General features: G+C 36.4%; 27 protein-coding genes and 1 pseudogene. 23 read left to right on the forward strand and 5 right to left on the reverse strand.

Features of this window, described 5'->3' with window-relative positions; genetic code table 11:
• Positions 1-155: 155 nt before the first annotated feature.
• The 4 genes from C1N55_RS02765 to C1N55_RS20850 all read left to right on the forward strand — a co-directional run bounded on the left by C1N55_RS02765 (position 156) and on the right by C1N55_RS20850 (position 4,503).
• Positions 156-1,610, forward strand: a complete 1,455-nt coding sequence (locus C1N55_RS02765; RefSeq protein ID WP_137727382.1) for an Msr family ABC-F type ribosomal protection protein — start codon at positions 156-158, stop codon at positions 1,608-1,610.
• A 199-nt stretch (positions 1,611-1,809) separates the two neighbouring features.
• On the forward strand, positions 1,810-2,271 hold the full coding sequence (locus C1N55_RS02770) for a GNAT family N-acetyltransferase (protein ID WP_137727383.1): 462 nt from the start codon (positions 1,810-1,812) through the stop codon (positions 2,269-2,271).
• Positions 2,272-3,890: 1,619 nt separating this feature from the next.
• Positions 3,891-4,346, forward strand: coding sequence for a DMP19 family protein (locus C1N55_RS02775; RefSeq protein ID WP_137727384.1), 456 nt, complete (start codon positions 3,891-3,893; stop codon positions 4,344-4,346).
• Positions 4,347-4,380: 34 nt separating this feature from the next.
• The gene (locus C1N55_RS20850) at positions 4,381-4,503 is read left to right on the forward strand and encodes a hypothetical protein (protein WP_255502442.1); all 123 of its coding nucleotides are present in this window, start codon (positions 4,381-4,383) and stop codon (positions 4,501-4,503) included.
• A 79-nt stretch (positions 4,504-4,582) separates the two neighbouring features.
• On the opposite strand, the gene C1N55_RS02780 is transcribed toward C1N55_RS20850, so the two are convergent.
• The gene (locus C1N55_RS02780) at positions 4,583-5,506 is read right to left on the reverse strand and encodes an EamA family transporter (RefSeq protein ID WP_137727385.1); all 924 of its coding nucleotides are present in this window, start codon (positions 5,504-5,506) and stop codon (positions 4,583-4,585) included.
• Between the two features lie 120 nt (positions 5,507-5,626).
• Here C1N55_RS02780 and C1N55_RS02785 point away from each other — a divergent pair, with 120 nt between their 5' ends.
• From C1N55_RS02785 to C1N55_RS02795, 3 genes are all read left to right on the forward strand, one after another.
• A complete protein-coding gene (locus tag C1N55_RS02785; RefSeq protein ID WP_137727386.1) occupies positions 5,627-6,508 on the forward strand; it encodes an AraC family transcriptional regulator in 882 nt (293 codons plus the stop codon).
• A 109-nt stretch (positions 6,509-6,617) separates the two neighbouring features.
• The gene (locus tag C1N55_RS02790) at positions 6,618-7,223 is read left to right on the forward strand and encodes a GNAT family N-acetyltransferase (protein WP_137727387.1); all 606 of its coding nucleotides are present in this window, start codon (positions 6,618-6,620) and stop codon (positions 7,221-7,223) included.
• Between the two features lie 38 nt (positions 7,224-7,261).
• Positions 7,262-7,738: a GNAT family N-acetyltransferase gene (locus tag C1N55_RS02795; protein ID WP_137727388.1), complete on the forward strand. Its 477-nt coding sequence runs from the start codon at positions 7,262-7,264 to the stop codon at positions 7,736-7,738.
• 73 nt (positions 7,739-7,811) lie between these two features.
• Here C1N55_RS02795 and C1N55_RS02800 read toward each other — a convergent pair.
• Positions 7,812-9,058, reverse strand: a pseudogene (locus tag C1N55_RS02800) (erythromycin esterase family protein).
• Positions 9,059-9,225: 167 nt separating this feature from the next.
• Here C1N55_RS02800 and C1N55_RS02805 point away from each other — a divergent pair.
• Together C1N55_RS02805 and uvsE are read left to right on the forward strand one after the other, a co-directional pair.
• Positions 9,226-9,669, forward strand: coding sequence for an SRPBCC family protein (locus tag C1N55_RS02805; RefSeq protein ID WP_137727389.1), 444 nt, complete (start codon positions 9,226-9,228; stop codon positions 9,667-9,669).
• Between the two features lie 117 nt (positions 9,670-9,786).
• Positions 9,787-10,752, forward strand: a complete 966-nt coding sequence (uvsE, locus tag C1N55_RS02810; RefSeq protein WP_137727390.1) for a UV DNA damage repair endonuclease UvsE — start codon at positions 9,787-9,789, stop codon at positions 10,750-10,752.
• An 80-nt stretch (positions 10,753-10,832) separates the two neighbouring features.
• On the opposite strand, the gene C1N55_RS02815 is transcribed toward uvsE, so the two are convergent.
• The gene (locus C1N55_RS02815; RefSeq protein ID WP_137727391.1) at positions 10,833-11,492 is read right to left on the reverse strand and encodes a hypothetical protein; all 660 of its coding nucleotides are present in this window, start codon (positions 11,490-11,492) and stop codon (positions 10,833-10,835) included.
• Positions 11,493-11,725: 233 nt separating this feature from the next.
• Here C1N55_RS02815 and C1N55_RS02820 point away from each other — a divergent pair, with 233 nt between their 5' ends.
• From C1N55_RS02820 to C1N55_RS02840, 5 genes are all read left to right on the forward strand, one after another.
• A complete protein-coding gene (locus C1N55_RS02820) occupies positions 11,726-12,205 on the forward strand; it encodes an NUDIX hydrolase (RefSeq protein ID WP_137727392.1) in 480 nt (159 codons plus the stop codon).
• A gap of 55 nt (positions 12,206-12,260) precedes the next feature.
• On the forward strand, positions 12,261-12,749 hold the full coding sequence (locus C1N55_RS02825; protein ID WP_137727393.1) for an AraC family transcriptional regulator: 489 nt from the start codon (positions 12,261-12,263) through the stop codon (positions 12,747-12,749).
• 24 nt (positions 12,750-12,773) lie between these two features.
• Positions 12,774-13,628 (forward strand): hypothetical protein, encoded by an 855-nt coding sequence (locus C1N55_RS02830; RefSeq protein WP_137727394.1) that lies wholly within the window; start codon positions 12,774-12,776, stop codon positions 13,626-13,628.
• 153 nt (positions 13,629-13,781) lie between these two features.
• Complete coding sequence (locus C1N55_RS02835) at positions 13,782-14,237, forward strand: GNAT family N-acetyltransferase (RefSeq protein WP_137727395.1); 456 nt, start codon at positions 13,782-13,784, stop codon at positions 14,235-14,237.
• 191 nt (positions 14,238-14,428) lie between these two features.
• The gene (locus C1N55_RS02840) at positions 14,429-14,920 is read left to right on the forward strand and encodes a DinB family protein (protein WP_137727396.1); all 492 of its coding nucleotides are present in this window, start codon (positions 14,429-14,431) and stop codon (positions 14,918-14,920) included.
• An 88-nt stretch (positions 14,921-15,008) separates the two neighbouring features.
• On the opposite strand, the gene madM is transcribed toward C1N55_RS02840, so the two are convergent.
• Together madM and madL are read right to left on the reverse strand one after the other, a co-directional pair.
• Positions 15,009-15,770, reverse strand: coding sequence for a malonate transporter subunit MadM (gene madM / locus C1N55_RS02845; protein ID WP_137727397.1), 762 nt, complete (start codon positions 15,768-15,770; stop codon positions 15,009-15,011).
• Positions 15,763-16,167, reverse strand: a complete 405-nt coding sequence (gene madL / locus C1N55_RS02850) for a malonate transporter subunit MadL (RefSeq protein WP_137727398.1) — start codon at positions 16,165-16,167, stop codon at positions 15,763-15,765. The genes madM and madL overlap by 8 nt, the downstream gene beginning before the upstream one ends.
• Before the next feature lie 224 nt (positions 16,168-16,391).
• Here madL and C1N55_RS02855 point away from each other — a divergent pair, with 224 nt between their 5' ends.
• The 9 genes from C1N55_RS02855 to C1N55_RS02895 all read left to right on the forward strand — a co-directional run bounded on the left by C1N55_RS02855 (position 16,392) and on the right by C1N55_RS02895 (position 24,961).
• A complete protein-coding gene (locus C1N55_RS02855) occupies positions 16,392-17,045 on the forward strand; it encodes a GntR family transcriptional regulator (protein ID WP_137727399.1) in 654 nt (217 codons plus the stop codon).
• 14 nt (positions 17,046-17,059) lie between these two features.
• Entirely contained in the window at positions 17,060-17,977 is a 918-nt protein-coding gene (locus C1N55_RS02860) for an ACP S-malonyltransferase (protein ID WP_137727400.1), read from the forward strand.
• A gap of 18 nt (positions 17,978-17,995) precedes the next feature.
• Positions 17,996-19,654 carry a malonate decarboxylase subunit alpha gene (gene mdcA / locus C1N55_RS02865; protein ID WP_137727401.1) on the forward strand — a complete coding sequence of 553 codons (1,659 nt, stop codon included), beginning with the start codon at positions 17,996-17,998 and terminating at the stop codon, positions 19,652-19,654.
• 19 nt (positions 19,655-19,673) lie between these two features.
• Entirely contained in the window at positions 19,674-20,519 is an 846-nt protein-coding gene (locus tag C1N55_RS02870; protein ID WP_137727402.1) for a triphosphoribosyl-dephospho-CoA synthase, read from the forward strand.
• A gap of 18 nt (positions 20,520-20,537) precedes the next feature.
• A complete protein-coding gene (locus C1N55_RS02875) occupies positions 20,538-20,846 on the forward strand; it encodes a malonate decarboxylase subunit delta (protein ID WP_137727403.1) in 309 nt (102 codons plus the stop codon).
• Complete coding sequence (locus C1N55_RS02880) at positions 20,827-22,512, forward strand: biotin-independent malonate decarboxylase subunit beta (protein ID WP_137727404.1); 1,686 nt, start codon at positions 20,827-20,829, stop codon at positions 22,510-22,512. Before C1N55_RS02875 ends, C1N55_RS02880 begins: the two co-directional genes overlap by 20 nt.
• Positions 22,503-23,135 (forward strand): malonate decarboxylase holo-ACP synthase, encoded by a 633-nt coding sequence (locus C1N55_RS02885; protein ID WP_137727405.1) that lies wholly within the window; start codon positions 22,503-22,505, stop codon positions 23,133-23,135. Before C1N55_RS02880 ends, C1N55_RS02885 begins: the two co-directional genes overlap by 10 nt.
• A gap of 123 nt (positions 23,136-23,258) precedes the next feature.
• Positions 23,259-24,119: a phosphotransferase family protein gene (locus C1N55_RS02890; RefSeq protein ID WP_137727406.1), complete on the forward strand. Its 861-nt coding sequence runs from the start codon at positions 23,259-23,261 to the stop codon at positions 24,117-24,119.
• Between the two features lie 74 nt (positions 24,120-24,193).
• Positions 24,194-24,961, forward strand: a complete 768-nt coding sequence (locus tag C1N55_RS02895) for a DUF2785 domain-containing protein (protein WP_168193790.1) — start codon at positions 24,194-24,196, stop codon at positions 24,959-24,961.
• The last annotated feature ends 214 nt before the right edge of the window (positions 24,962-25,175 follow it).

Here is a 25,175-nt window from a genome sequence, read left to right on the forward strand (position 1 = left end):
TTTGGTGCCTGGAGATTCTTAAGAGTAAAAATAAAAGAGGAGGATTAACTGTAATGTTCTTATTATTCTTTTGATACGAGCTTGATTTAGAAGCTCGTATCGATTCTAGATTCTAGCTATCGATACGAAATGACAAAATTTCGGAGGTAGCGAAAATGGAACAAATTTGTTTTGAATTAGAAAATATAGAAATAAACTATTTAGATAAAGAAATTTTAAAGATTGACCGATTGGCTGTACATCAATTCGATCGCATTGGTATCGTTGGAAAAAACGGTGTAGGAAAAAGCACCTTATTAAAGCTTCTTACAGGTCATATTCAGCCCACTCAAGGCAAGGTAAATCGCCATGTAGAATATGGATATTTTGAACAGTTAGAAGCACCAAATGGGAATGAAGCGGATCCTAGATTACTAGGCAAATTACAGGTTTCAAAGAAGCAAGATTTCTTGAGCGGAGGCGAGCAAACGAGGCTAAAGCTTGCACAAGTTTTTTCCCATTATTACGAGTGCTTATTAATAGATGAGCCGACGACACATTTGGATCAAGAGGGCATTTCCTATCTACTGGATGAATTGCGGTATTATTACGGAGCCCTCGTGCTAATCAGTCATGATCGTGCTGTACTAGACGAACTAGTTACGACAATTTGGGAAATTCATGATGGCAAGGTGAATGTATATGCTGGAAATTATAGTGAGTATATCGCTCAAAAACAGCTGGAACGAACTCAACAAACGCAAGCTCACGAACAATTTCTGAAAGAAAAGAATCGTCTAGAAAAAGCAGCCGAAGAAAAAAAGAAAACGGCAGAAAAAATAGCTAAAGCTTCATCGATGTCTAAAAAGGAATCAAAAGCTAAACCAAATCGAATGTTTGAAACAAAATCAAAAGGTACAGGTCAAAAAGCGTTACAGCGAGCAGCGAAAGCAATAGAACATCGTGTCGAAAAACTTCATACAGTCGAAGCAGTTCAAGAGGAAAGGCCAATAATCTTTCATCAGGCCAGTACGCTTGAATTGCATAACAAGTTTCCGATTATGGCAGATAGATTATCAATTTGTGCAGGGGACAACGTATTGTTAGAGGATGTAAGCTTCCAAATTCCACTAGGTAAAAAAATCGCCATTACAGGCAACAATGGTAGCGGGAAAAGTACTTTATTTCAAACTATTGTAGATAAGGGGCCAGGATTGACCATATCTCCCAAAGCCAAGATAGGGCTCTTCCAGCAAATGAGCTATCAATTTACTAGTGATGAAACAGTTCTACAATTGCTACAAACAAGTTCAACATACGAAGATGGATTTCTGCGAAGTGTGTTGCATTCCATGAGATTCGTTGGAACGGATCTACAAAAAAAGGTGCAGTCGCTAAGTGGAGGAGAAGCAATTCGTCTTCAGATATGTCAGCTGTTTTTAGGGGAGTATAACATATTGTTATTAGATGAACCAACCAATTTCTTGGACATTCATGCCATCCAAGCATTAGAAAAGTTCATCAAGTCCTATAAAGGAACCATATTATTTATCTCACATGATAAGCAGTTCATAGCAAATGTAGCAGATGGACAATTTCATATTTCAGATAAAAAGTTAATACAAAAGTGATAGTAATCTGTAATAAAACCAAAATTTAGACCCAGAATGAATTTTGTAAGTACTGATAAATAGACTATATAGGTTTTTGTACTAAGTAATCTGTCATTAATTGTATAAAAAGGGCAATTCCAACAAGGATTTGCTCTTTTTTTGTGGAATAAATTATATTAACAAAGATTATTTTAATTCCAAAACAAGGAGGAGTTAGATGATTATAAGGCTAGGTGAAACAAGAGACGTTGAACAATTGATCAAGATGAGTTGGGATTATATAAAAGAGCACTCTGAAAGTGAAATGAAATGTACCTTTCAAAAGTTTCGGAAGGAGTATCATTCGTTTTTTGAAAAGGCCTTAACCAGTGGCCAATGGTTTGTTTGGGTTGTGGAGGAAGCTGGTAAACTAGTCGCCCATATTTACATAGAATTAATACAAAAAGTACTGCGTCCAGGTAGTATCACACATCCATTTGCTTACATGACGAATATCTATACCGTTCCCGAATATCGAAATATGGGTCTCGGAAGTAAATTACTTAGATCCATCAATGAGTGGATTAACGAAAACGAGTATGAGTTTGTCATCGTATGGCCAAATGATGAAACGATTCCATATTATCAAAAAAGCGAACACATGCAGTGCAAGGAGCCGATTGAGTATTACCTGAGTTGAAGGATAAAGGAATTTGAAAAAACAAAAACCCGGAAAAATTCCGGGTCTGATTACACATGATCCACGATTTGTTTAGATTTCCTAGAGAAAACGCTCATTCGCACTCATCGGGTTAACCCTCCCAATTCATTGGACTTGAAGTGAAATCTTAAATAGTATGGATGGATTTCAAATACTTATACGCATTTTTAAAAAAAATAAAGACCCGGAAAAAATTCCGGGTCTGATTACACATGATCCACGACTTGTTTAGATATCCTTAGAGAAATGCTCAATCGCACTCATCGGGTTAACCCTCCCAATTCATTGGACTTGAAGTGAAATCTTAAATAGTATGGATGGATTACAAATACTTATACACATTTTTTGAAAAAATAAAGACCCGGAAAAAATTCCGGGTCTGATTACACATGATCCACGACTTGTTTAGATATCCTTAGAGAAATGCTCAATCGCACTCATCGGGTTAACCCTCCCAATTCATTGGACTTGAAGTGAAATCTTAAATAGTATGGATGGATTACAAATACTTATACACATTTTTTGAAAAAATAAAGACCCGGAAAAAATTCCGGGTCTGATTACACATGATCCACGATTTAGTTAGATATCCTTAGAGAAATGCTCATTCGCACTCATCGGGTTAACCCTCCCAATTCATTGGACTTGAAGTGAAATCTTAAATAGTATAGGCAGATTATAAAAACTCATACGCATTTTTTGAAAAAATAAAAACCCGGAAAAAATTCTGGGTCTGATTACACATGATCCACGATTTGTTTAGATTTCCTTAGAGAAAACGATCATTCGCACTCATCGGGTTAACCCTCCCAATTCATTGGAGTTAAAGTGAAATCTTAAATAGTATAGGCAGATTATAAAAACTCATACGCATCTTTTGAAAAAATAAAAACCCGGAAAAAATTCCGGGTCTGATTACACATGATCCACGATTTGTTTAGATTTCCTTAGAGAAAACGATCATTCGCACTCATCGGGTTAACCCTCCCAATTCATTGGAGTTAAAGTGAAATCTCTAATAGTATGGATGGATTACAAATACTTATACACATTTTTAAAAAAAATAAAAACCCGGAAAAAATTCCGGGTCTGATTACACATGATCCACGATTCAGTTAGATTTCCTTAGAGAAAATAATCCATCACACTCATCGGGTTAACCCTCCCAATTCATTGGACTTGAAGTGAAATCTTAAATAGTATAAGCAGATTATAAAAACTCATACACATTTTTTGAAAAAAATAAAAACCCGGAAAAAATTCCGGGTCCGATTACACTACATAATAGTATCCACGACACGCTGCCTCGCTTTCGCATTTAACCTTAAGATTGACCTAAGATAATACTGCTTAGCTATTCAGTTAGATGGTTCTTCCTAGAGAAAACGATCAATCGCACTCATCGGGTTAACCCTCCTAAGTCACTGGACTTGAAGTGAAATCTTTAATAGTATAAACGGTTTATGATTTATCATACGTCATTTTAAAAATGAAAATTTGATTTCAGGGAAATCTAAACTTAACTTTAAAGTTTCTCTAATGCATTTTGTTATTATAATAAAGGATTACAACATAATTTGAAATGGGAGAGCTTTCTCATGATAAAACGGACAATTACAAAGGAAATGTTAAATGAAAATCCATATGAAAAGTGGAATCAGTTTATTGATTTACTTGCGATGGAAGAATATAGAGATTTAACCGACATACAAAAGGTTGCACATCTCTGTTTTTGGTATGATTCGGAAGTGCAAAATGGAGGACATCTACAATATTTTTTAAATAGAGGCACAAAACTAGTTCAACAAAGTCTTGATGCCCTTAAAACTATTGGGGCAAATGCTCAAGCGCATATTCTCACAAAGGCAGCGAACACATTTAACACAATGGAGCGAGCGAGAATTGACAGTGTTGATGAGTTTATAGAGGTAGAAGAAGAAGGGAAATTCCTAGAACTGGATCTAGAGTATTATCAAATTGAGCATACAATCAATGATTTATTAGAACAATACTTGGAAAAGTATGAAACGGAATTTATTTTAGTGGAGAAGTGATTCACTGCAGTAAAATCCAAGGATAAATTAAATCATGAGGGATAACATAATCTTGGTGATGAAAATGAAGAAACTAGTGGCCATATTAATGGCAATGCCATTTGCAATGACATTCCTTCCGACTGTAAAAGCAGCTTCACCTACACCTTTCAGTTAGATGACTATCTTAAAATTGCAAACACGATGAATTATAGATGAGGGCGATAATCCGAGATGGATATCGCCCATTTTTTCATCTAACTGTTCAAAGAGGCTTGCTCAGTCGAAGTTTTATCTTTATTTAAAGCCATAAATACAATCATCGTTAAGATACAGAGTGCTCCAATCCATTGGAAAGAGCCAAAGGGTACTTTTAACCAAAATACGGTTGTTAAGACGGCTGCCAATGGCTCAATGCTTCCTAAAAGACTTGATTCTTTAGGAGCTAGACTCTGTAGACTTTCTATATAAAACCAAAATGCAATCATGGTACCAAAAATAATAACAAACACCAAATAAAAATAAGCTTCTATTGTAAAGCTGTTAAGGTTAATTTGCCAAGGAGGATGGATAAAACCTAGTGCGAAACCACCGATAATCATCGCCCAGCCAACAATGACCAGTGAATCAAATTGCTTTAGTAAGGGAATAGCGTACAATGTATAAAAGGCTAGGGCTACTCCAGATAATATCCCCCACACAATGGCAAGTGGTGGCACAGAGAATTGTGAAATAGAGCCGTTTGTTAATAGGAAGAAGCAACCCGTCAAAGCCAGTGAGACAGTCCATACATCAGCTCTTGTAAGTACATTTTGTTTGCGGGCAATTAAATAAATGATAATCATCACAGGTGCTAAATATTGTAATAGTGTAGCAACTGCAGCATTCCCATGTTTAATGGAGGCCATATAGGTATACTGGACACCAAGCATACCTACTAATCCGAAAATGATTAATTGTATAGCAGCTCTTCTATCTTTCCAAACACCTAGGATTTGCGAACGGTCTTTCCTGATAATTTGAATGGCTAACAGTAAGACACCTGCTATAAGTAATCGTGTCGCCACTAGCCAATCAACACCAACCCCATACTGTTGAAACAATTTTTGTGCAACAGTGCCACCAATTCCCCAAAACACGGCGCCTATAATCACCAGAACCATCCCTTTATTTCTATTCATCTTTAGATTCGCCATCCTTTTAATATAAAAATAGTATTATAATGTCTTTAAGATAAGCGAAATATCGTTTAAATAATACGTAAATCGAATTGTAAAATATAAGAATATTGAGGTGATATTGTGCAAATAAAAGATTTTAGTGTTGATCATAATTTAAAAGAATTGACGGAGCATCGTACAGTTGTGTTGCCAGTGGCATGCTATGTAACAACAATAAATGAAAATATAAACGGCTATATACCACTTCATTGGCATGATGAATTTCAGTTTGTCCTCGTGGTAAAAGGTACAGCTAATTTTCAAATAAATGAAGAACCCGTCTCTGTACAAGAAGGAGAGGGGTTATTTATTAACAGTGGCTGCTTACATATGGCAAAAGATCAGCATAGTACGGGATGTGTATACATTTGTTTAAATGTTTCTCCGAATTTCGTTGTCTCCCATGAGCTCTATACGACATTTGTATCTCCATATATTCAAGCGACAAATCTTCAATACGTACACTTAGTTCCAAGTGTTGATTGGGCAATTGGAATTCTGGAATCGATTAGGAGAATTGAACAGCTCATCCACCAAAGCCAACCATTCTATGAAATTGAAGTCAATTTAGAATTAACATTTATGTGGAAAAGTCTTATTAAAAATGGAATTCAGTTGGAGTTCAAAGAAAGGGAAATGCTAAAGAATCAACGAATGAAGCAAATGCTAAATTGGATCCATCAACACTATGCTGAAAAAATCCTCTTAGAAGATATTGCACAGGCAGGTCAACTAAGCCGTTCGGAATGCTGCCGGTATTTCAAACGTTTTTTAAACAAGTCACCATTGAATTACGTGACCGAGTATCGTATCCAAAAAAGCCTACTATTACTGCAGCAGGCTCATTTCAATGTAACAGATGTCGCCTATCAAGTAGGTTTTAATAGCACAAGCTACTTCATCGATAAGTTCCGAAAATCAATGAACCTGACCCCATATGCTTATAAAAAGAATAGAAGTTGACTTAAATATTCAACTAACGAAGAGGCTTTATCCAAGAAGGATTAAAGCTCTTTTTTGTTGAATTTATTTAACACGTGAAAGTCAAAATAAGGAGTAGGGAGGTATTCTGTTGTCTGAAAAAAGTCAGAGTACATTTGTTCATCAATTAAAAAACGTATTTACAATAGATTGTGGTGATATTTACTTACGGGAATTTACGATTAGTGATGTAGATGATATTTATTCCATTTCCAATCAATCCGAAATTTTTAAGTATTTACCCGACTGGAAGTCATCGAGAGAGCAAAGATTAAATTGGGTAGCTAATTATGAAATACCAAGTAACAATGAATTCTTGAAAACAGTTGCTAATAAGGAGAAAATTGAAAATCACCATTTAAAACTAGGCATTATTTTAAAAGAAACAAGTCAATTCATCGGTTGGTGCTGTACTGGTGTAAAGGATGAATTACCTGACCAAAATAGAGAAATTATGTATGCTGTATCTGAGCAATTTCACAATAAAGGCTATGCAACAAAAGCTGCCAAAGGTCTTATAAATTATTTATTTAGCCAAACGAACATTGAACTATTAAATGCAGTTGCACGAATGGAGAATCAAAGTTCAAACAAAGTGATTGAAAAGTGCGGATTTAGTTTAATTGGAACAATTCAAATTGATGGTGAATTGTACAATCATTACAAATTAGGTAAGAATGATTGTACAATTATATAAAGTGAAGTCAAAGTCGAAGGGAAAAGAGGTGTTATAGAGTGGATGTAAGACCGATTCGTGAGTTGCCAAAAAGTAAAATTATTGATTTTTTTGAGTTGCAATGGGGAAGTCCACAGATGGTGATTTCCAGTGGCGTTTATGATTGTAGCGAGTTAGAAGGTTTTACGGTTTTAAAAGGTGATAAAATTATTGGCTTGATTACATATATAACTCAAAATAATGAATGCGAAATTATCTCATTAGATAGTCTAGATGAATGTAAGGGGATTGGTTCTTTACTTGTAAAAGAGGTTGAAACGCTTGCTCTTATACAAGGGCTAAAACTTATTAGGCTCGTTACGACAAATGATAATTTGTTAGCGTTGAAATTTTATCAAAAAAGAGGATACAGGTTGTCAAAAATCATAAATAATGCAGTTGAAATAGCGAGAACAGTTAAACCTGAGATTCCCTTAATCGGTAATGATGGGATTCCACTACGAGATGAAATTGAATTGGTAAAATTATTGAACTAATAGTTGATTTTATATTCGTAGAAAGTTAAAATTCAATTCCTACAAAGTAAGCCGTACGAAAAAAACGCACAGCTTACTCCTTTAATGGTTTTAAAGCATTCGTTTGATCGATGTAGATGAAGGCATCATAACGGCTGCCGACTCTGGAGGGAACGTAATTTCCATAAGCCTCAAATTCGGGATGATAGACAACACCAATTGCGCGATGACCAAGCCAATCGTTGAAATTTTCCCGATTTTCAGCGTTAAATAGCAAAACTTTATCTTCAGTACCAGCGGCATGAAGCTGTCCTTCCCATGTGCTTAGCTTCGATGGTGGAACTTCAATTATCTCTAGAGGATCTCCCCAGCTATCTGCAGCAATGACAGTGCCTTGGTATGTACCGAAGCCTATAGCAAAGGTATTTTCCTTGCCATATTGCTCTCTCATGAGTTGGCCGACGTTGATTAAGTGATCATCCCTCATATCCGTTTCCGATGCATCCCCAATATGTGTGTTATGCTCCCAAATGATGATTTTTTCGTCGTCTCCGTGGTACTTCATTAATTCATTGATCGCTTCGACCATGTGTGAATCACGTGTATTCCAGGATTTTGCATCCTGCATCATTGCTCGGTAGTAGGCTTCTGCATTTTTGGCTACAAGAGCATTCATGATGACATTTAAATCCTCTTCGTGCTCGTCTGAGTATTTTCCTCATTAATCCGTAAAGATTTCAACAAGCTAGATACTTCGCTGATACATTCTCCTGTAAAGTGAGCGGTGGAAAGGGCATAGTGTTCCGGCATCCTGTTGTATGGTTCAAAGCAGGAGAAGGCTTTTTTTGCGTGTTCCAAGTCTACTTTGTACTGAGGATTTTCTGATAAAAATTTCAATACCTCATCGATGGATACGTAGAGACTGTAAAGGTCAATTCCGTAAAACCCTATCTTTTTATCCAGAGATGCATTTTTCTTCTTTAACCATTCCGTAAACTCTTCGATTTCTTCATTTGCCCACATCCAGGTCGGCCAACGATTAAAAGACTTCATGAGAACTGCTTTAGCAGAATAAGCTTCTTCTCCATAGCCTTTTACATAGCGATTTACCGCCTGAACAGAGGGCCAATCCCCTTCAACTGCTATGACATGAAAGCCCTTTTGTTCAATTAGCATTTTGGAAAGTTCAGCACGAATTGTGTAAAACTCCGATGTTCCGTGGGATGCTTCACCGATCATAACAATACGAGCATTTCCAATAGCCTCAATTAGGTTGTCCACGCTTTGGTCGTTGAATGGCAGGGCGTGCTCTTTGATAGCATTAATTAAATTTCTTGGCATTTTTTGTGGCTCCTTTCTTACTTAGCTTACCCAAGCCGTTCTTTAGAAAACACAGAACGAATACTTTCTTTTGCTAAAGGCAGAAATTTTAAGGAGGATTATCTCTGTTTAGGTTGAAGTATAAAGTTTAAGGGGAAAATACTATTTAAAAAGCGAGATGATTTGTTATGGATACTAGCGTAACGACAAAACTTCAAATACGTAAGCCTGCCAAAGAGGTATTCAAAGCCATCGTTGATCCAGAAGAGATAGGAAATTACTGGTTCTCAACGAGTTCTGAAAGATGGGAACAGGGCAGGGCAATTATATTAAGATACGATGAATATAATGCAGAAGGTACCATCAATGTTTTGGAAGTCCAGGAGAACAAGGAAATCGTGTTTTCGTGGGGAGCCGAATCAGGTGGAGAAACAGTTGTGACAATTACCTTAAAGGAAGTGGAGCCTACGATTACGGTTATAGAAGTAAAAGAAGTAGGTCTTAATGAAAACGACTCGGAAATAGTGAACAAAATGCTTGGACAAAAAGAAGGCTGGGTCTATACATTAACTTGTTTAAAAGCTTATTTGGAAAACGACATAAATACTTTAAGAGCATCATTGGTCCATTAGTTCAATATTGATTAATGGCGAAAAGCTTAGTCGGATATTATCGCTTTAGTTATGAGATCTTTTTTGAAAATGGTTACCACTAACAGCTTTCCACCATACTAAGATTGAGGTGGAAAGATGACAATTATTCGACTAGGGTATGTGGCGATGAGTATGGAACTTAAGAATGCTTCGCCATCCCAAACGATGACCTTTGCGCAATTTCAAAAAATTGATGATCGGGAAGCGGCAATCCGTAAATTAGAAAAGATTACACTGAAAAATTTAGAAAATACACACAGGCTTCTTAAGCATAATTTCTTCAATGAGATTCATTTTTATCGCTTAACTTCTCGGTTGATTCCATTAGCTAATCATGAGGCTCTTCTTGATTGGAATTACATGAGTGCGATCAAAGATAAGCTTCGTGAAGTAGGGGAATATGCTAAAAAAAATAACATGAGAATCGATTTCCATCCAGACCATTTTGTTGTTCTGAATTCTGACAAAAAAGATGTATTCATTAACTCCATTAAAACCTTAAAAATGCACTATTTGTTGCTCAAGGGGCTAAAAATTGACCCGACTCATCGTTGTGTTCTTCATGTTGGCGGAAAGTATCAGGAAACAGAACAATCATTAGAAAGCTTTATAGATAATTGGGCGGATGTTCCAACCGGTATTCAAAAAATGATTATGCTCGAGAACGATGATAAATCTTTTACTCTGGAGGATACGCTCTATTTATGTGAAAAATTGGGGATTCCACTTGTGTTCGATTATCATCACCATCTTGCCCATCATCAAAATGAATGTTGGGAAGAGAATTGGGATCGTGTTGTAGCCACTTGGAGAGATTCACCACTTCCAATCAAAATGCATATTTCCAGCCCAAAAAGTGTGGCTGAATTCCGTCATCACTCTGATTATGTAGATGTAGAGATGTTTTTTGATTTTTTAAAAGAAGTGAAGGGAACAGTCCCGCAAATTGATTGTATGATTGAAGCTAAAAAGAAGGATGAGGCTCTTTTTACTTTAATGAATGAAATTAAAAAAAGAGAAGATATTGAAGTTATTGATGGCTCTTCATTTTATATTAAATAAATACGCGGTGTAAAAGTAGTCATCTCAAACTATAGAGATGACTACTTTTTACAACTGCTAAAACGATAGGTGAAGATTAACTAATTCAATTTTTCGGATTCTCTCACTTGAAACTGCCTTGTCAAAAGCAATGAGAGGATTAATAAGAATTCTAATCCATTCATTATTGGGATGTGCGTAATCCATCGGGCTAATAAACTTCCTACAATCATAACCGTTGTTCCGATAAATAGCCAAGAGAAATGAAATTTTTTCATTAAGATAATGCCCACAATGAGAAGTACGAGCGTGACAAAGATGACCATAACGGGGCTGGCAGAATCTATCCTTTCATAGGTTAATAAGCCGTGTTCTTCTTTAGACCTTAGTTTTAGGCCAATTACTGAAGTTAGAAGTTCATAAAGAATCAACCCGATCGTCAGGAAACTGAAGATGACTTTCCAGTATGTTTGCTTCGCCCACGGTAACCCCAGTTTAAAACAAATACGCCAAGCAAAAAGAATAAGTGTCGGGGTAAAGAGAGCATGCAGCAAGAAACGCCCATAACTTAACCCTTGAAGTAGGTTGCCCTCGCCAATAAACCTCCCTATTGCAATGATGAAGTTATCGTAAATAAGTCCGATTATGACGAGCAACAGGACGTTAGTTAAATTCAATACGCTCTTTTTCGAAAGGATTAGTCCCCATATTAAAAGACAAAGATATCCAAAAGCAAGAAAGAAGTAAATAAATGTATTCATGGAATCACTCCTTTTTTTATTGTTAACCGTTTTCATTTGATTACAACTGATAATAGGAAAATTCCCAATATTAATGGAAGGTAAGTGTTCCGGATAAAGAGGGAATTAGAAGCAGAATATTCCGATAATAAAAAGGGTATTTATGGTAAAATTATAGTTGCGGTAAAAAATACATATATGATCTAGTTCAGTAGGAGTCTTATTAATTTGGAAATTGGTTGGAGGCATTAGTTATGGGTTACATTATGGATATAAGAAAATTAGTTGGAAGCCGTCCTCTTATAATGGCCGGCGCTTGTGTCATTTTAATAGATGAAGAAAATAGACTTTTATTGCAGCTTCGTCAGGATAATAATTGCTGGGGATTAGCTGGTGGCTCATTAGAATTAGGAGAGTCTTTCGAACAGGTGGCTAAAAGAGAATTGTTTGAAGAAACAGGTCTAGTTGCAAATGCTTTAGAGCTATTGAATGTGTACTCCGGAGAACGATTCTATTATAAATACCCTCATGGCGATGAAGTATATAACGTTGTAGCAGCTTACATATGCAAGGATTATCAAGGTAAGTTAAGATTGGAAGAAAGTGAAGTCCAAGAATTAAAATTCTTTAAATTGGATGAACTCCCACCCAATATTAGTCCACCTGATTTACCAATCATTATTGAATATATTAATAGAGCAAATCATATGCAGTGCTCCAAGAAGGATTGTTGAAAATGATGTTGAATTTATTTTTTATGAATCTTGGAGATTGATAGGAGTTGGAAAAATGAACATTGAATTTACAGAATTAGAGGATTATGAGGTAGCTTATATTAGACGAACTGGAAGTTACTTTGAAGTGCAAGAACATTGGGGAAGGTTGATCGATTGGGCAATGACGAATGGACTTTTTCCACCTCACCAATCCTTTATAGGCATATCCTTAGACAATCCGGATCTAGTTGAACCAAATCAATGTCGCCATGATGCATGTGTCACAATTCCTGAAAGTTTTGAAAAAGAGAAGCATCCGGATGTTCAATTCAGGAAATTGGATGGTGGTCTGTACGCATTACATTCATTTTACGATACGCCTGAAAAGCTGAATGGTGTTTACCAATATATGTTTGGTCAATGGTTACCCCATAGTGAATATGAGTCAGATAACAATAGATTTCCCCTTGAATTTAATATGAATAACCTTGCCGAAGATCCGGAAGGGAAATGTAAGGTGGATTTATATGTACCTATTAAAAAGAAAATCTATATTAAGTAGATTCCATAGCGAGGAGGAATAGGATTGAAAATCGTGGATACATTCTCTGTATTCCCAAAAGAGCCAAATGTAGAAAAGCTGCGTGCATATCATCAAAAGTTTCCCGAGATATTTCGTACCTATTTTTTATATCATTGCCAAGATACCGATGAAAGGCTAAACAATGCCATTGAAAAATATACAGCTGATTGGGAGTCCATTAAAAAAGTACACCAGTCTATTGGTGATTTAATAGAAGAAGCTATTGTTACCTATGAAACAAAGTATCGTCTAGAATTCCCGGTTACTGTGAACTTAATTATCGGGGCGTATGGTTCCAATGCTTATACACACCGAGAAATAATACCGGATATAACCTTTGCAATGGAAAGATTATCTTTTGAAGAAGATCCCTTGCGTGTTATTATAGCTCACGAATTTGGTCATGCGGCACATAATATTATCTCACAAGAGCATCAGATGAATTGGAAAAACGTACAATGGAATCATCCCTATGTCACGTTATTACAAGAAGGGGCAGCAACACATTTCTCAAAGAAGATTGTACCTAACCTCAACGAATCCATCTATTTTTCTTATGATCATACCGGTGATGAATGGCTGAAATTTGCGAAGGAACATAAAGAAGACATCATTAGTAGTTTTGCAATTGATATCAAGAGAGAAAAAGAGAACGTACAAATCTATAAAGAATGGTTTTCGATAAATGGAGGTTCGAAATTTGGCTTTTCAAGATTTGGCTATTTCATAGCAGATTGCTTTTTCCAGGATAGTCTCCATAAAATAGGAGAGCTCGATACATTGCTATTATGGAAGAACGAAGGGTTCTTTTCAAATGTAGAGGAATGGTTAAATAAGTTTGTTCCTACAAACAATTAAGGGGCTTTATGTGAAGTTTAGAACTCTTCGGAGGAAAAGAATAATAACTTAATTACTAATTCTTTGTTCTTTCATCTCTTATAGACTAATAATGAACTTAAAGAGATTATAAACTCGAAGAACAAAAATACCAGATACTAAGAAGGAGAAATGATGGAACTATATCAAGCTACACTCGAAGATTTAGAAGGTACTTCACATCTATTTAACCTGTATCGCATGTTTTACAATCAAGAATCAGACTTGGAACGGGCTAGAGCTTACATAAAAGAACGTATAGAGAGCAAGACTTCAGTCATATTTATCGTAAAAGATAAAGGCAAGTTGATTGGTTTTACTCAACTGTATCCAACATTTTCATCTATCTCGATGAAAAGAGCGTGGATACTAAATGATCTATATGTAGATGCAGGAGCAAGAAAACAAGGAGTAGGAGAGATGCTCTTAAATAAAGCTAAAGAATTTGCTATTGAAACAGGGGCTAAATGTCTTAGCCTTAGTACAGCACAGGACAATGTTTCTGCTCAAAAATTATATGAAAAAAATAGTTATAAAAAGGATTCGGAATTCTACCATTATGAATTGAATTTAACGGATCAAAAAATGTAAAAGAAATAAGTTTTTTTAACTAATCCATTCGGTGGACATTGATTCGAAAAGAATTGATGTTCTTTTTTATAGACGTTCAAGAAATGAATAGATTTTAAAAGCTTCGACCTTATTAAGAGGAGTGATTTAAAGTCTTTAAAAGGGAGCTATGCTAATATAATTTTAAAGTCATATGAGAGGGATGAAAAAACATGCAAATAAATGAAAAAGCTCGGGAAGAATTATTGAATGAAATAAACGGATTATCAGATGAAAATCTGAATAAAAAACCTTCCGAAGAACAGTGGTCAGTCAAGCAAATAGTCGAACATTTATTCCTGATGGAAGGGGCCATTTCGGAGATGATCCTTGATAGAATGGAAAATGGCGAAGTAGTGAATGCACAAATCAAGCCAATTGAAGCCACAATTAATCGAGACATAAAGATAGAGGCTCCAGAATTTGCAAAACCAAGCAATGATTTTGCTACATTAGAAGAGTTGAAATTTAAGCTGAATATCACACATCAAAAGCTGAAAAAAGTAGAGGAAACGGCCGATGAAAAAGGATTGGAAGTGAAGGGATTCCCTCACCCAGTATTTGGTCAAATGAATTTGAAGCAATGGATTCCATTTATTGGGCACCACGAAATGCGACATATATTGCAAATTAAAGAGGTTAAAGAAAATCTCGGATTAGTATAACTTTTTTTAACCATTAAAAAGCCGATTTGTTACATTCCCTGTGACAAATCGGCTTTATATCTACACCTTAGTAGCTTCTTATTATCTATTAAAAAATAAAATCTGTTATAAGGAATAAAACCGTTGGGGCTAATAAACATCCTAAGCCCGTATAGAATGTAGCAGTAACGGCTCCATAAGGTACTAATTTAGGATCAGTTGCAGCTAAACCACCAGCTACCCCAGAAGTAGTCCCCATTAAACCGCCATAAACCATTGCTGACATTGGATTATTTAAGCCAATATATTTTGCTATAAAAGGTGTTCCCACCATTACCAATACAGATTTAACTAGACCAGCTGCTATGCTGATTGCTATTACCTCAGAAGTTGCACCTAATGCAGCACCAGTTACAGGCCCTACAATATAAGTTGCAGTTCCGGCACCAATTGTAGCAATACTTACTGCGTCTTTGTATCCAAACATGAAGGCGAAGATAGCACCGACAACAAAAGATAGTATTACGCCCAAGAACAGGGAAATGATTCCTCGGAAGCCGGCCTTTTTAATCTCATCAAAATTTGCGCCAAAAGAAGTTGCTACAATGGCAAAATCTCGTAACATACTTCCTCCAAGGAAACCTATTCCTGCTAGAACACTGATATCGGAAACACCTTTAGTCCCATCTGTTACTACGCCACCGATATAGGCTAAAACCAGCCCGAGTACAATGGCAATAGCAGAACCATGAACCTTGCCTTTCGTTAATTTATTTGAAAGGAAATAGGCAAGCCACATCGTTAAGCCGACAACTAAAAATGCTGTGATAAATCCGTTATCCACAAATACGCCTTTAATCATATCAAGCATCTACTTCACCCCTTATTACTGTTTTACTATAACTAGAATCTTCTTCTTTTTGCTTTCCGCTAAGAAGGGGTACTAATGCCCAACTAATTACTACAACTGCGATTCCAGCAATAATTGCTAAAGGTCCTCCTGTTAAAGCACCTAAAACATTTTGGCTTGCTGCCATTGCAATAACCACGGGAATATACATTTGATTCCAAAAACTTAAACCATCTAGTGAAGGTTTCGTTATTTTTCCTGACTTTACAAGCTTATCAACCACAATGATTAACAGAAGCATGGCTATACCTACGCCACCAACATTCGAGTCTACTCCCATTAATGTCCCAATAAATTCCCCGACAATTGTGCCAACTAAAAAACACCCTGCTAAAATAGCAACCCCATAAATCACCATATTCCTGACACCCCTTTATCAAGTTGTAGTAAAACTAAACGAATTTTCAGTCGACTGTATTCTGAGAACATCATAAAATATAAAAAAATATAAATCAACTAAAATTTTTCCATAAAGCAGAAAAATAGGTAAAAATCGATTGAAATTTTGTTTTATCTGTTTTATTATTTAAGTATACAGTCGACCGTTATTGAGGTTGAATAGCACTGAAGGATGTGGTCTTAATGGAATTTTTTTTAAACTATCCGTTAGATAATGCATTATCGAGAATTGTTGCAGAGAAAATATTGGAGCAAATCTTAAATGGAGAGTTAAAGCCTGGAGATAAAATAGTTGAGGGCGCATATGCGGAAATGTTTAGCACAAGTCGTTCTCCGATTAGAGAAGCGATTTATATGCTTGCTACAGAAGGATTATTAGAAAGAATCCCTAGAAAAGGGGCTTTTGTAAAAGGATATACATTATCGGAAATCCAGGATTTGCTGGATATCAGGAATAATATAGAATTGCTATCAGCAAAAAGAATACATGAGCCGCATAAAAAGAAAGATTTATTAGCTGAATTGAAAAGTATGTTGAGAGATATGGAGAAATGTACAAATCAAACCCAATATGTGCAATTGAACTACGCTTATCACTACACAATTATTAAGTTCAGTGAAAGTTCTGTTTTAGAAGGGGTTTATAGCAAAATTAGTTTTCCGTTACTCCGAATTCAAGGTATTCACTTCTCACAAGCAGAAACAATTGAAAAATCCAAAGAGGAACATAGAAAAATCTATGAATATCTAAAAGCAAACCAAATGGACGAATTTATTGAATTGCTTCGTCACCATACAGAAAACGTAATCTTCAATGTGAGTAAAACGTTATTTTAGGTAGGAGGGATACAGTGAAAAGTGCTTTTCTCTTTCCAGGTCAAGGTTCTCAGTATGAAGGGATGTTAAATGATTTATCCGATGATCCAGTCGTTAAAGAAATTTTAGAAGAAAGCAGCGAAATTTTAAATACGAAAGTAGAACAACTGCATAGTAAAAAAGCGCTTACAACAACAAAGGCAGTACAACAATGTTTATTGATTGCATCTGTTGCTACATATCGAGTATTTGAGAAAAACGGTCTAATACCAAATTTTGTGGCAGGTCATTCTGTAGGTGCCTTTGGTGCTGCAACAGCTTCTGGGGTAATTACATTTGAAGAAGCGCTAAAGCTAGTAACTTTACGTGGAGAACTGATGGAGAGGACTTGTGATGAAGGGTTTGGAATGGCTGTAGTACTAGGATTAGATGAATATAAGATTTCTGAAATCGTAACTAGGCTATTCCGTGAAGAGGAACCAGTATATGTTTCAAATCGTAATTCTCCAACACAAATTACATTATCGGGTTCTCTTATCGGGCTACAAAATGTACTAGATTATGTGAAATTGCACGGAGCAACATCTACGAAGCTGTTAAACGTATCAACACCTTCACACAGTCCTTTATTCAACAGTGTAAGTGAAGAGTTGTTGGTAGAGTTGAACAAACTCGAGCTTAAAAGACCGAAAATTCCGATATCCAGTAATATCACTTCAAGGTTATTAATGCAAGCTGATGCGGTAAAAGAAGATTTAGCTAAAAGCATTTGTTATCCTGTACGTTGGCATGATGCAGTGAATTTACTTTTTGAATCTGGGACAAACTTATTTATTGAAATGCCACCAGGCGATGTATTAAGCAAGTTGGCTCAACAAGCATTCTCGGAAGTTCGAACAATGTCTGTATCGAAAAATGGTATCGAGGATTGCTTCTATCTAATGTCAAATTAAAAAATAGGGGTGTGTAAAATGGTTTTGAAAAATGTAGGGGAAGCAACTAAATCGTGGACTACTAGAGTGGAAGCAAAAAAAGAAAGAGTAGAAAGCGTAAAGGATCTGGTTGATGGGGTAATTATTCCGACCAATCGAATCGTAGAGGTTTTGGAGCGATTAATAAAATCAGGTGATCGTGTTGTGCTGGAAGGAAACAACCAAAAGCAAGCTTCTTTCTTATCGCAATCTTTGGTACAGGTAGACCCGAAAAAAGTTCATGATTTGCATATGATTATGTCCAGTATTTCAAGACCGGAACATTTAGATGTATTTGAATATGGAATTGCAAGAAAAATCGATTTTTCCTATGCTGGACCACAGAGTCTACGAATCTCTCAAATGATTGAAGATGGAAAAATTGAACTAGGAGACCTGCATACGTATATAGAGCTTTATGGGCGATTATTTATCGATTTAATTCCTAATGTAGCATTAGTCGCAGCAGATAAAGCAGATAGCAATGGGAACCTGTATACTGGCCCGAATACTGAAGAAACACCGACATTAGTGGAAGCAGCCGCTTTCCGTGATGGGATTGTCATTGCCCAAGTAAATGAGATAGTCGATGAACTACCACGTGTAGACATACCAAGCTCTTGGGTAGATTTTATTGTTGTTGCAGATAAGCCTTATGAGCTTGAACCGTTATTTACAAGAGATCCACGACATATTACAGATATTCAGATTTTACAAGCAATGATGATTATTCGAGGCATCTATGAAAAACACGGTGTGAAATCACTAAATCATGGTATTGGGTTTAATACCGCCGCTGTTGAATTATTATTGCCTACTTATGCTGAATCGTTAGGACTTAAAGGAAATATTTGTACGAACTGGGTTTTAAATCCTCACCCTACACTAATACCTGCCATCGAATCAGGATGGGTAGAAAGCGTCTATTGCTTCGGTGGAGAACTTGGAATGGAAAAATATGTAGAAGCAAGAAGAGACATTTTCTTTACAGGGAAAGATGGCAGCTTACGTTCAAATCGTACCTTGGCACAATTAGCTGGTCAGTATGCTGTTGATTTATTTATCGGTTCTACTTTGCAAATGGACGGATTAGGAAACTCATCTACAGTAACAAGAGGACGTGTTGCTGGATATGGTGGAGCACCTAATATGGGCCATAATCCAGGTGGACGAAGACATTCGACAGATGCTTGGTTCAATTTGAAGACTTCCGACGATCCATTAGCACGCGGTAAAAAGTTAGTAGTTCAGGTAGCAGAAACATTCCAGGAAGCGAACAAGCCTGTTTTTGTTGAGTCACTCGATGCGATCAGTGTGAAAGACCAGGCAAAATTAGCTGTTGCACCAGTTATGATTTATGGAGAAGATGTAACCCACATCGTGACAGAAGAGGGAATTGCTTATCTATATAAATCCGATAGTATTGCTGAAAGACGAGAAATGATTGCTTCAGTAGCTGGTATTACACCTATTGGGATGGAGCATAACCCAAAAACGACAGAACGTTTGCGTGAAAAAGGAATGATTGCTCTACCAGAAGATTTAGGTATACGTCGTTCAGATGCGAAGCGATCTTTACTAGCTGCCAAAAATATAGATGAGCTTGTCCAATGGTCAGGTGGGCTGTATACGCCGCCAGCAAAATTCCGTAGTTGGTAATTTGAAGGAGGAGAGAAGCTTGCAAGATGCCCATACTTTTTCATCTGTTTTAGCAGATTTAGCAGTAGCCTCACTAATTGAAGAAGTTTCTCTAACGCCAAAGCCGGGACTAGTTGATCAAAAAGACCAGGGTTCACATGATGATTTAACCTATACAATAATGGTGAAATCCGCTAATTGTCTTCGCAATACCTTCTATAAGATGGCAATGGTCGCCTTTGGAGAAAAGCCATCCCAATATTTACGCGAAAAAATCGGCGAGATTGGTCGTGAAGGGGAACAGGCAATGTATCAAGCAACAAATGGCGTAAATACACATAAAGGAGCTATTTGGTCGCTTGGATTATTAACAGCTGCAGCAGCTATTCATAGTGGGGAATGCGATGAACCGACACTTTGTTTTACTGCTGGAGAGATTGCGAGATTTGAAGATCGATTTATCCCACCTCAGCTAACTAATGGGATAAAAGCTATTAACAAATATGGCGTAAATGGTGCGAAAGTAGAAGCACAACTGGCATTTCCACATATTCGTGCGTACAGCTTGCCAATTTTTAAATCCTCACTAAATCAATACAACTACGAAGTTGCGAAGCATCATGCATTTTTAGCGCTAATGGCGAATTTAGATGACACCTGTTTACTGCACCGGGGTGGAATTGAAGGTTTGAATTACGCCAAACAGTATGCAGCGGAAGTGTTAGAAAGTGGCCATTTAAATGACCTTGAAACAATGAATGAAGATTTTAAAAACCGATATTTATCACCTGGTGGAAGTGCGGATTTATTAGCTGCAACCATCTATTTAAATAAAATTAGCCAGATGGAATTATCAAAAAAATTGGAGTTTGCAATAAATCATTAATAAAAGGGGAGCGGTATTGTGGAAAAATTAACTTATACATTTCCGGCAACAAAAACAATTGAACAACCAGCACATGTTGGCGTTGTTGGATCTGGAGATCTAGAGATATTAGTTGAGCCTTCAAATGAGAAGAAAACAGTGGTTGAAATTCGAACAGGGATTACAGGATTCCAAGACACTTGGGAAAAAGTGATTGAACGGTTTGTTAGTCAAAATGATATTTCAGCACGTATTCGAATTAATGATTTTGGAGCAACACCAGGGGTAGTATCAATTCGATTGGCACAAGCAGTGGAGGTGAGTTCAAATGGCGCAAATCATAACTGAGAGTTTAGTAGAAAGCCTGGCACGTGAACGAGCATTTCAATTATTGGATAAGGGTAGTGCCTTTGAAATTCTGGGCCCATTTGATGGAATAGAATCTCCACATTTAGTAGCTCAGAACATAGTGCCCCAATTCGATGATGGCATGATCATTGTAAAAGGGACCTTAAATGGACAACAGACAGTGGTAATCTCAATTGAAGGTAACTTCCAAGGTGGTGGAATCGGCGAAGTTTCTGGTGCAAAATTAGCAGGTACACTAGAAAAGCTGATTAAAGAATGCGAAAAAGGCAATAAGATTTATCCAGTGATTATTTATGATACGGGCGGTGTCCGTCTTCAGGAAGCCAATTATGGTTTATTGTCTATTGCAGAAATCAGTGCAGCAATCGTAGCGTTACGCGAATTTGTTCCTGTGATTGGAATTATTCCAGGTAAAGTTGGTTCATTTGGCGGGATGTCTTTAACAGCTGGATTATGCAGTGCATTAATCATGACTCGTGAAGGTCGCTTAGGAATGAATGGTCCGGAAGTAATTGAACAAGAAGCTGGTATAAGAGAGCTTGATTCAAGAAATAAACAGTTGATCTGGAAGATGATTGGCGGAGCGATTCGAAATGAATCATCTTTAGCTGATCTAATCGTTGAAGATGACATTCCAAATTATAAAAATGCAATACAAAGTATTTGGAGTGGAGAAATAGAGCTACAACATCGTACAAAACAAGTAGATCATTTCTTGTCGCTATTTAAGTCTTTAGATGTGGAAGAAAAAGTAACTCCGGAACAAGCGAAAGAGTTATTAAAAAATAAAGTAGTTACGAATCTTTCGGATTTACCTGCTCCTGTAGAAGCAGTAAATAGCACAGGACGAAAATGGTTTGAATTGTTAACTAACGGTGCACCTTCAATTAGTGAAGTTCCATCTGTGTTAGTTGCCGATACTTCGATTTCTGGAGTAAATGCTAGGGTAATCGCGGTAGTGCCGAACCCTGAGAGCAAATACTACCGTGCACGCAATGGTGAGATTGGGTTATTGGAAGGTTGGACAATTGCGAAATACGTACGTCAGGCAATTGAAGAAGACAGTGGCCTTTCTGAAAAACGACTAATAATCCCAATCGTTGATGTACCTAGCCAAGCATTTGGTTACCATGAAGAATTATTTGGAATCTTTTTATCTTGTTCGGCAGCTGTAGATGCTTATGCCACTGCAAGATTAACTGGTCATCCAGTTGTTGCTGCACTAGTAGGAAATGCTATATCGGGTGCTTTCTTATCTCATGGAATGCAGGCGAATCGTTTAATAGCGCTGAATGATGATGGAGTAAATGTCCATGTAATGTCAAAGAAATCAGCTGCGATTATTACGCAACGAACTATTGAAGAACTAGATGAGGCGGCAAAGGAAGTACCTTCTATGGCCTATGATATTCAATCATTTAAAAAACTGGGCGCTCTTTACAGATTGCTTGATGGGGTAAATGCAAAAGAACCAAAATCTGATGATAAAAATGCTTTGCTTGATGCAATTATCGAAGCATATAACGACATTAAGAATGATAGCAACCGTGATTTATCAAACCGATTAAAATCGGAAATTGCGATATCCTCTGGAAGAAAAGCATCCATTCAAGTGCGTGAAATGATTGAGTTGCAATGGAATTAAATGTACATGATATTGTGCAATTTGCAACAATTAATGATATTGAAAACTCAGTGAACCCACCAAAATGGGTAAAAGATGCTGCTGCATCTCAAAAGTTTGGCGTCGTTAGAAGAATGCCAATTATGAACAGCATGATCCCAATCGGGTTACGCGGTGAGACAAGAGAGGAACGATATGGGGCATTTATTCATCAAAGGAATATCTTGCAGGTGATTTCTCCAGTCTCGTTAGTAGATTCTATTGAAAATTTCAAAGAACAACTTTATTATCCATCGCTAAACAAGGTTAAAGAAGAATTTGAGAAGTACAATTTGAGATGGGGACCAACTGGAAGTGTGGGATTTGAAATTGCCACTTCGATTCAAGTAACAACACCTACTAGTGATATCGATATTTGCCTCTATTTAGATCAATTAGATAGTGAATTATTAGTGAAAGTAGGTAATTTCCTAGAGGGGTTGGATTGCCGCATTGATGTGCAAGTTGAAATTCCTTCTATAGGTGCGTTTTTACTAAATGATTATCTAAAATATGAAAAGACAGGGTTTATTATAAGAACCAAGTTCGGCCCTCATTTATGCGCTATAGTAAACGGTCAAATGAAGCTGGGTGCAAATAGTTAAATAGGTTTATCCATATTAAAGGGGTGCTCCAAGCGGGCACCTCTTTTTTTAGACCGATGATAACTTTATTAGATTAAGGTAAAATTATACAAATAGTGTGTGTAGTAAAAGGAGGTTTAGTTAATGCTATCTAGAGTTATTGACCACTTTAGGTTACAGGTAATCTCTATGAATGAGGTTGAAGATTCCCATAGTTCCACAGTCTATAGATTTACTTTACTAAATGGTGAAGATGTATTTTTGAAAATACCATATAGTAGATTGAAGTACCAACGAGAGTTTGAAGCCTATGAAATATTAAAAGGTCGGGTTGCCATTCCTGAATTGTTGGATTGTTGGTCTGGTGATGAAGAGTGTCCCGGAGCTTTTATATTATCTGAGTTAAAAGGAAAACCATTAACAACGGATGCTTCACCAACAGTTGCATTTCAAGTCGGGGTCCTTCAAGCAACAATGCATAACATTCAACCGCCAGAGAATCAGGTATTAGCGGGCATTCAAAATGAATTTCCGAACTGGTCCAAATTTATCGAAAAACAATTTTATAGTTTTGCCGAGGATGTAAAAGAGGTAGTAGAAGACAATTTGTACAATCAAGCTATTGAGAAATACGAAGCGATGAAAGAACAAATTCCATCCCCGGATAGTCCAAGTTTTGTACATATGGATTTTCGACCAGGCAATATCATTGTTGAGGGAGATAAAGTTTCGGGCATGATCGATTTTGAAAGCGTCCGATTTGGTTCAACTGAAATTGATTTCACCAAACTGTATCGTGACTTTTTAAGCTTCAATCCTGCCCTGTACCAAGCATTTAAAGAAGGCTATAAAAGCATCAGACCATTAATCGATTTAGAGGTTGTGTTGCCTTTTTATCTATTTACCGATGCATTCAACAGTATTGGCTGGTCTAAACGTCGAGGAATAGAGAAAAATGCGGTATTTCTAGAAGAAAATTTAATGAGGTTGAGGAAATTTCTATGACAGTTAATGAAGATATTTTCAATTTAAAATCACAGCTTACTCAGTTAGATGTAACATAGGTAGATGACTTAGGCTTGCTAATTAATAATATGTTAAGCCATATTGGTTCTGTGGATTCGGAACTAAGGGACAACCTTATCTATCCAACATTTATGAAGCTTATTGAACAAGAAAGATTAACTAGAAATCAATTTCAAAATCTATTTGAAGCTTGCTTAGATGATAATCATTTGTTTTATAAGATTGGAGAGAAAAACACAGACTCTGTATTTACAAGGTCTTTTTCATCGTTGGTGGTAGCTGGTCTTTTGTTTAAGGATAGCCAATTAGAGTTGTTAACGAAAGAATCTTTTGCGGTTGCATTAGATAAGAGTGTGTCTTACTTAATAAGTGAACAGGATACAAGAGGTTATGTAGATGAAAAGGGATGGGCACATAGTGTGGCACATGGGTCGGACTTGTTAGTCTCAATAGTTAAACATTCGAAATTTAGGATAGAGGATTCCATTATTATATTGGATACAATTCATAATTGCCTATTTAAAGACGCAACATATACTGATGAAGAAGATGAACGTTTGGTTTTTGTTATACAGGCCCAGTTTGAAAGGAATCTGGACGAAAAGATATTGGAAAAATGGATTCTTCAAATACTTAAAGACCTTGAATTAATTTACTTCAATGAAGGCTTCTCTAATAAATATTTCCGAACCAAATTCAACATTACAAACTTCCTAAAATCGCTATATTTCATTATTGGTTTTAAAAACGAGAAATCAAATATTAGAGAGCTGATTAATAGAAGTTTGAAAGAACTTCATCAAAAGCTATATGGTGTATAGTATAAAAGATTTATTACATTTATTAACCAACTATTATAACCCCTCCTTCATTTATCTAAGGCTGAAGTAGGGGTTCTTTTTTCTTAAAAATATTATTACCCATTATTATAATCTATTGAATTTTCAGTCTGATAGGCATATAATCGAAAAAAAGAATGAGAGAGAAGTATTTGAAATAAAAACTAGAATTTAGAGAAGAACTAATTGATGTGAT

It is taken from the genome of Lysinibacillus sp. SGAir0095, from assembly GCF_005491425.1.
In the GTDB taxonomy this organism is placed as follows: domain Bacteria; phylum Bacillota; class Bacilli; order Bacillales_A; family Planococcaceae; genus Ureibacillus.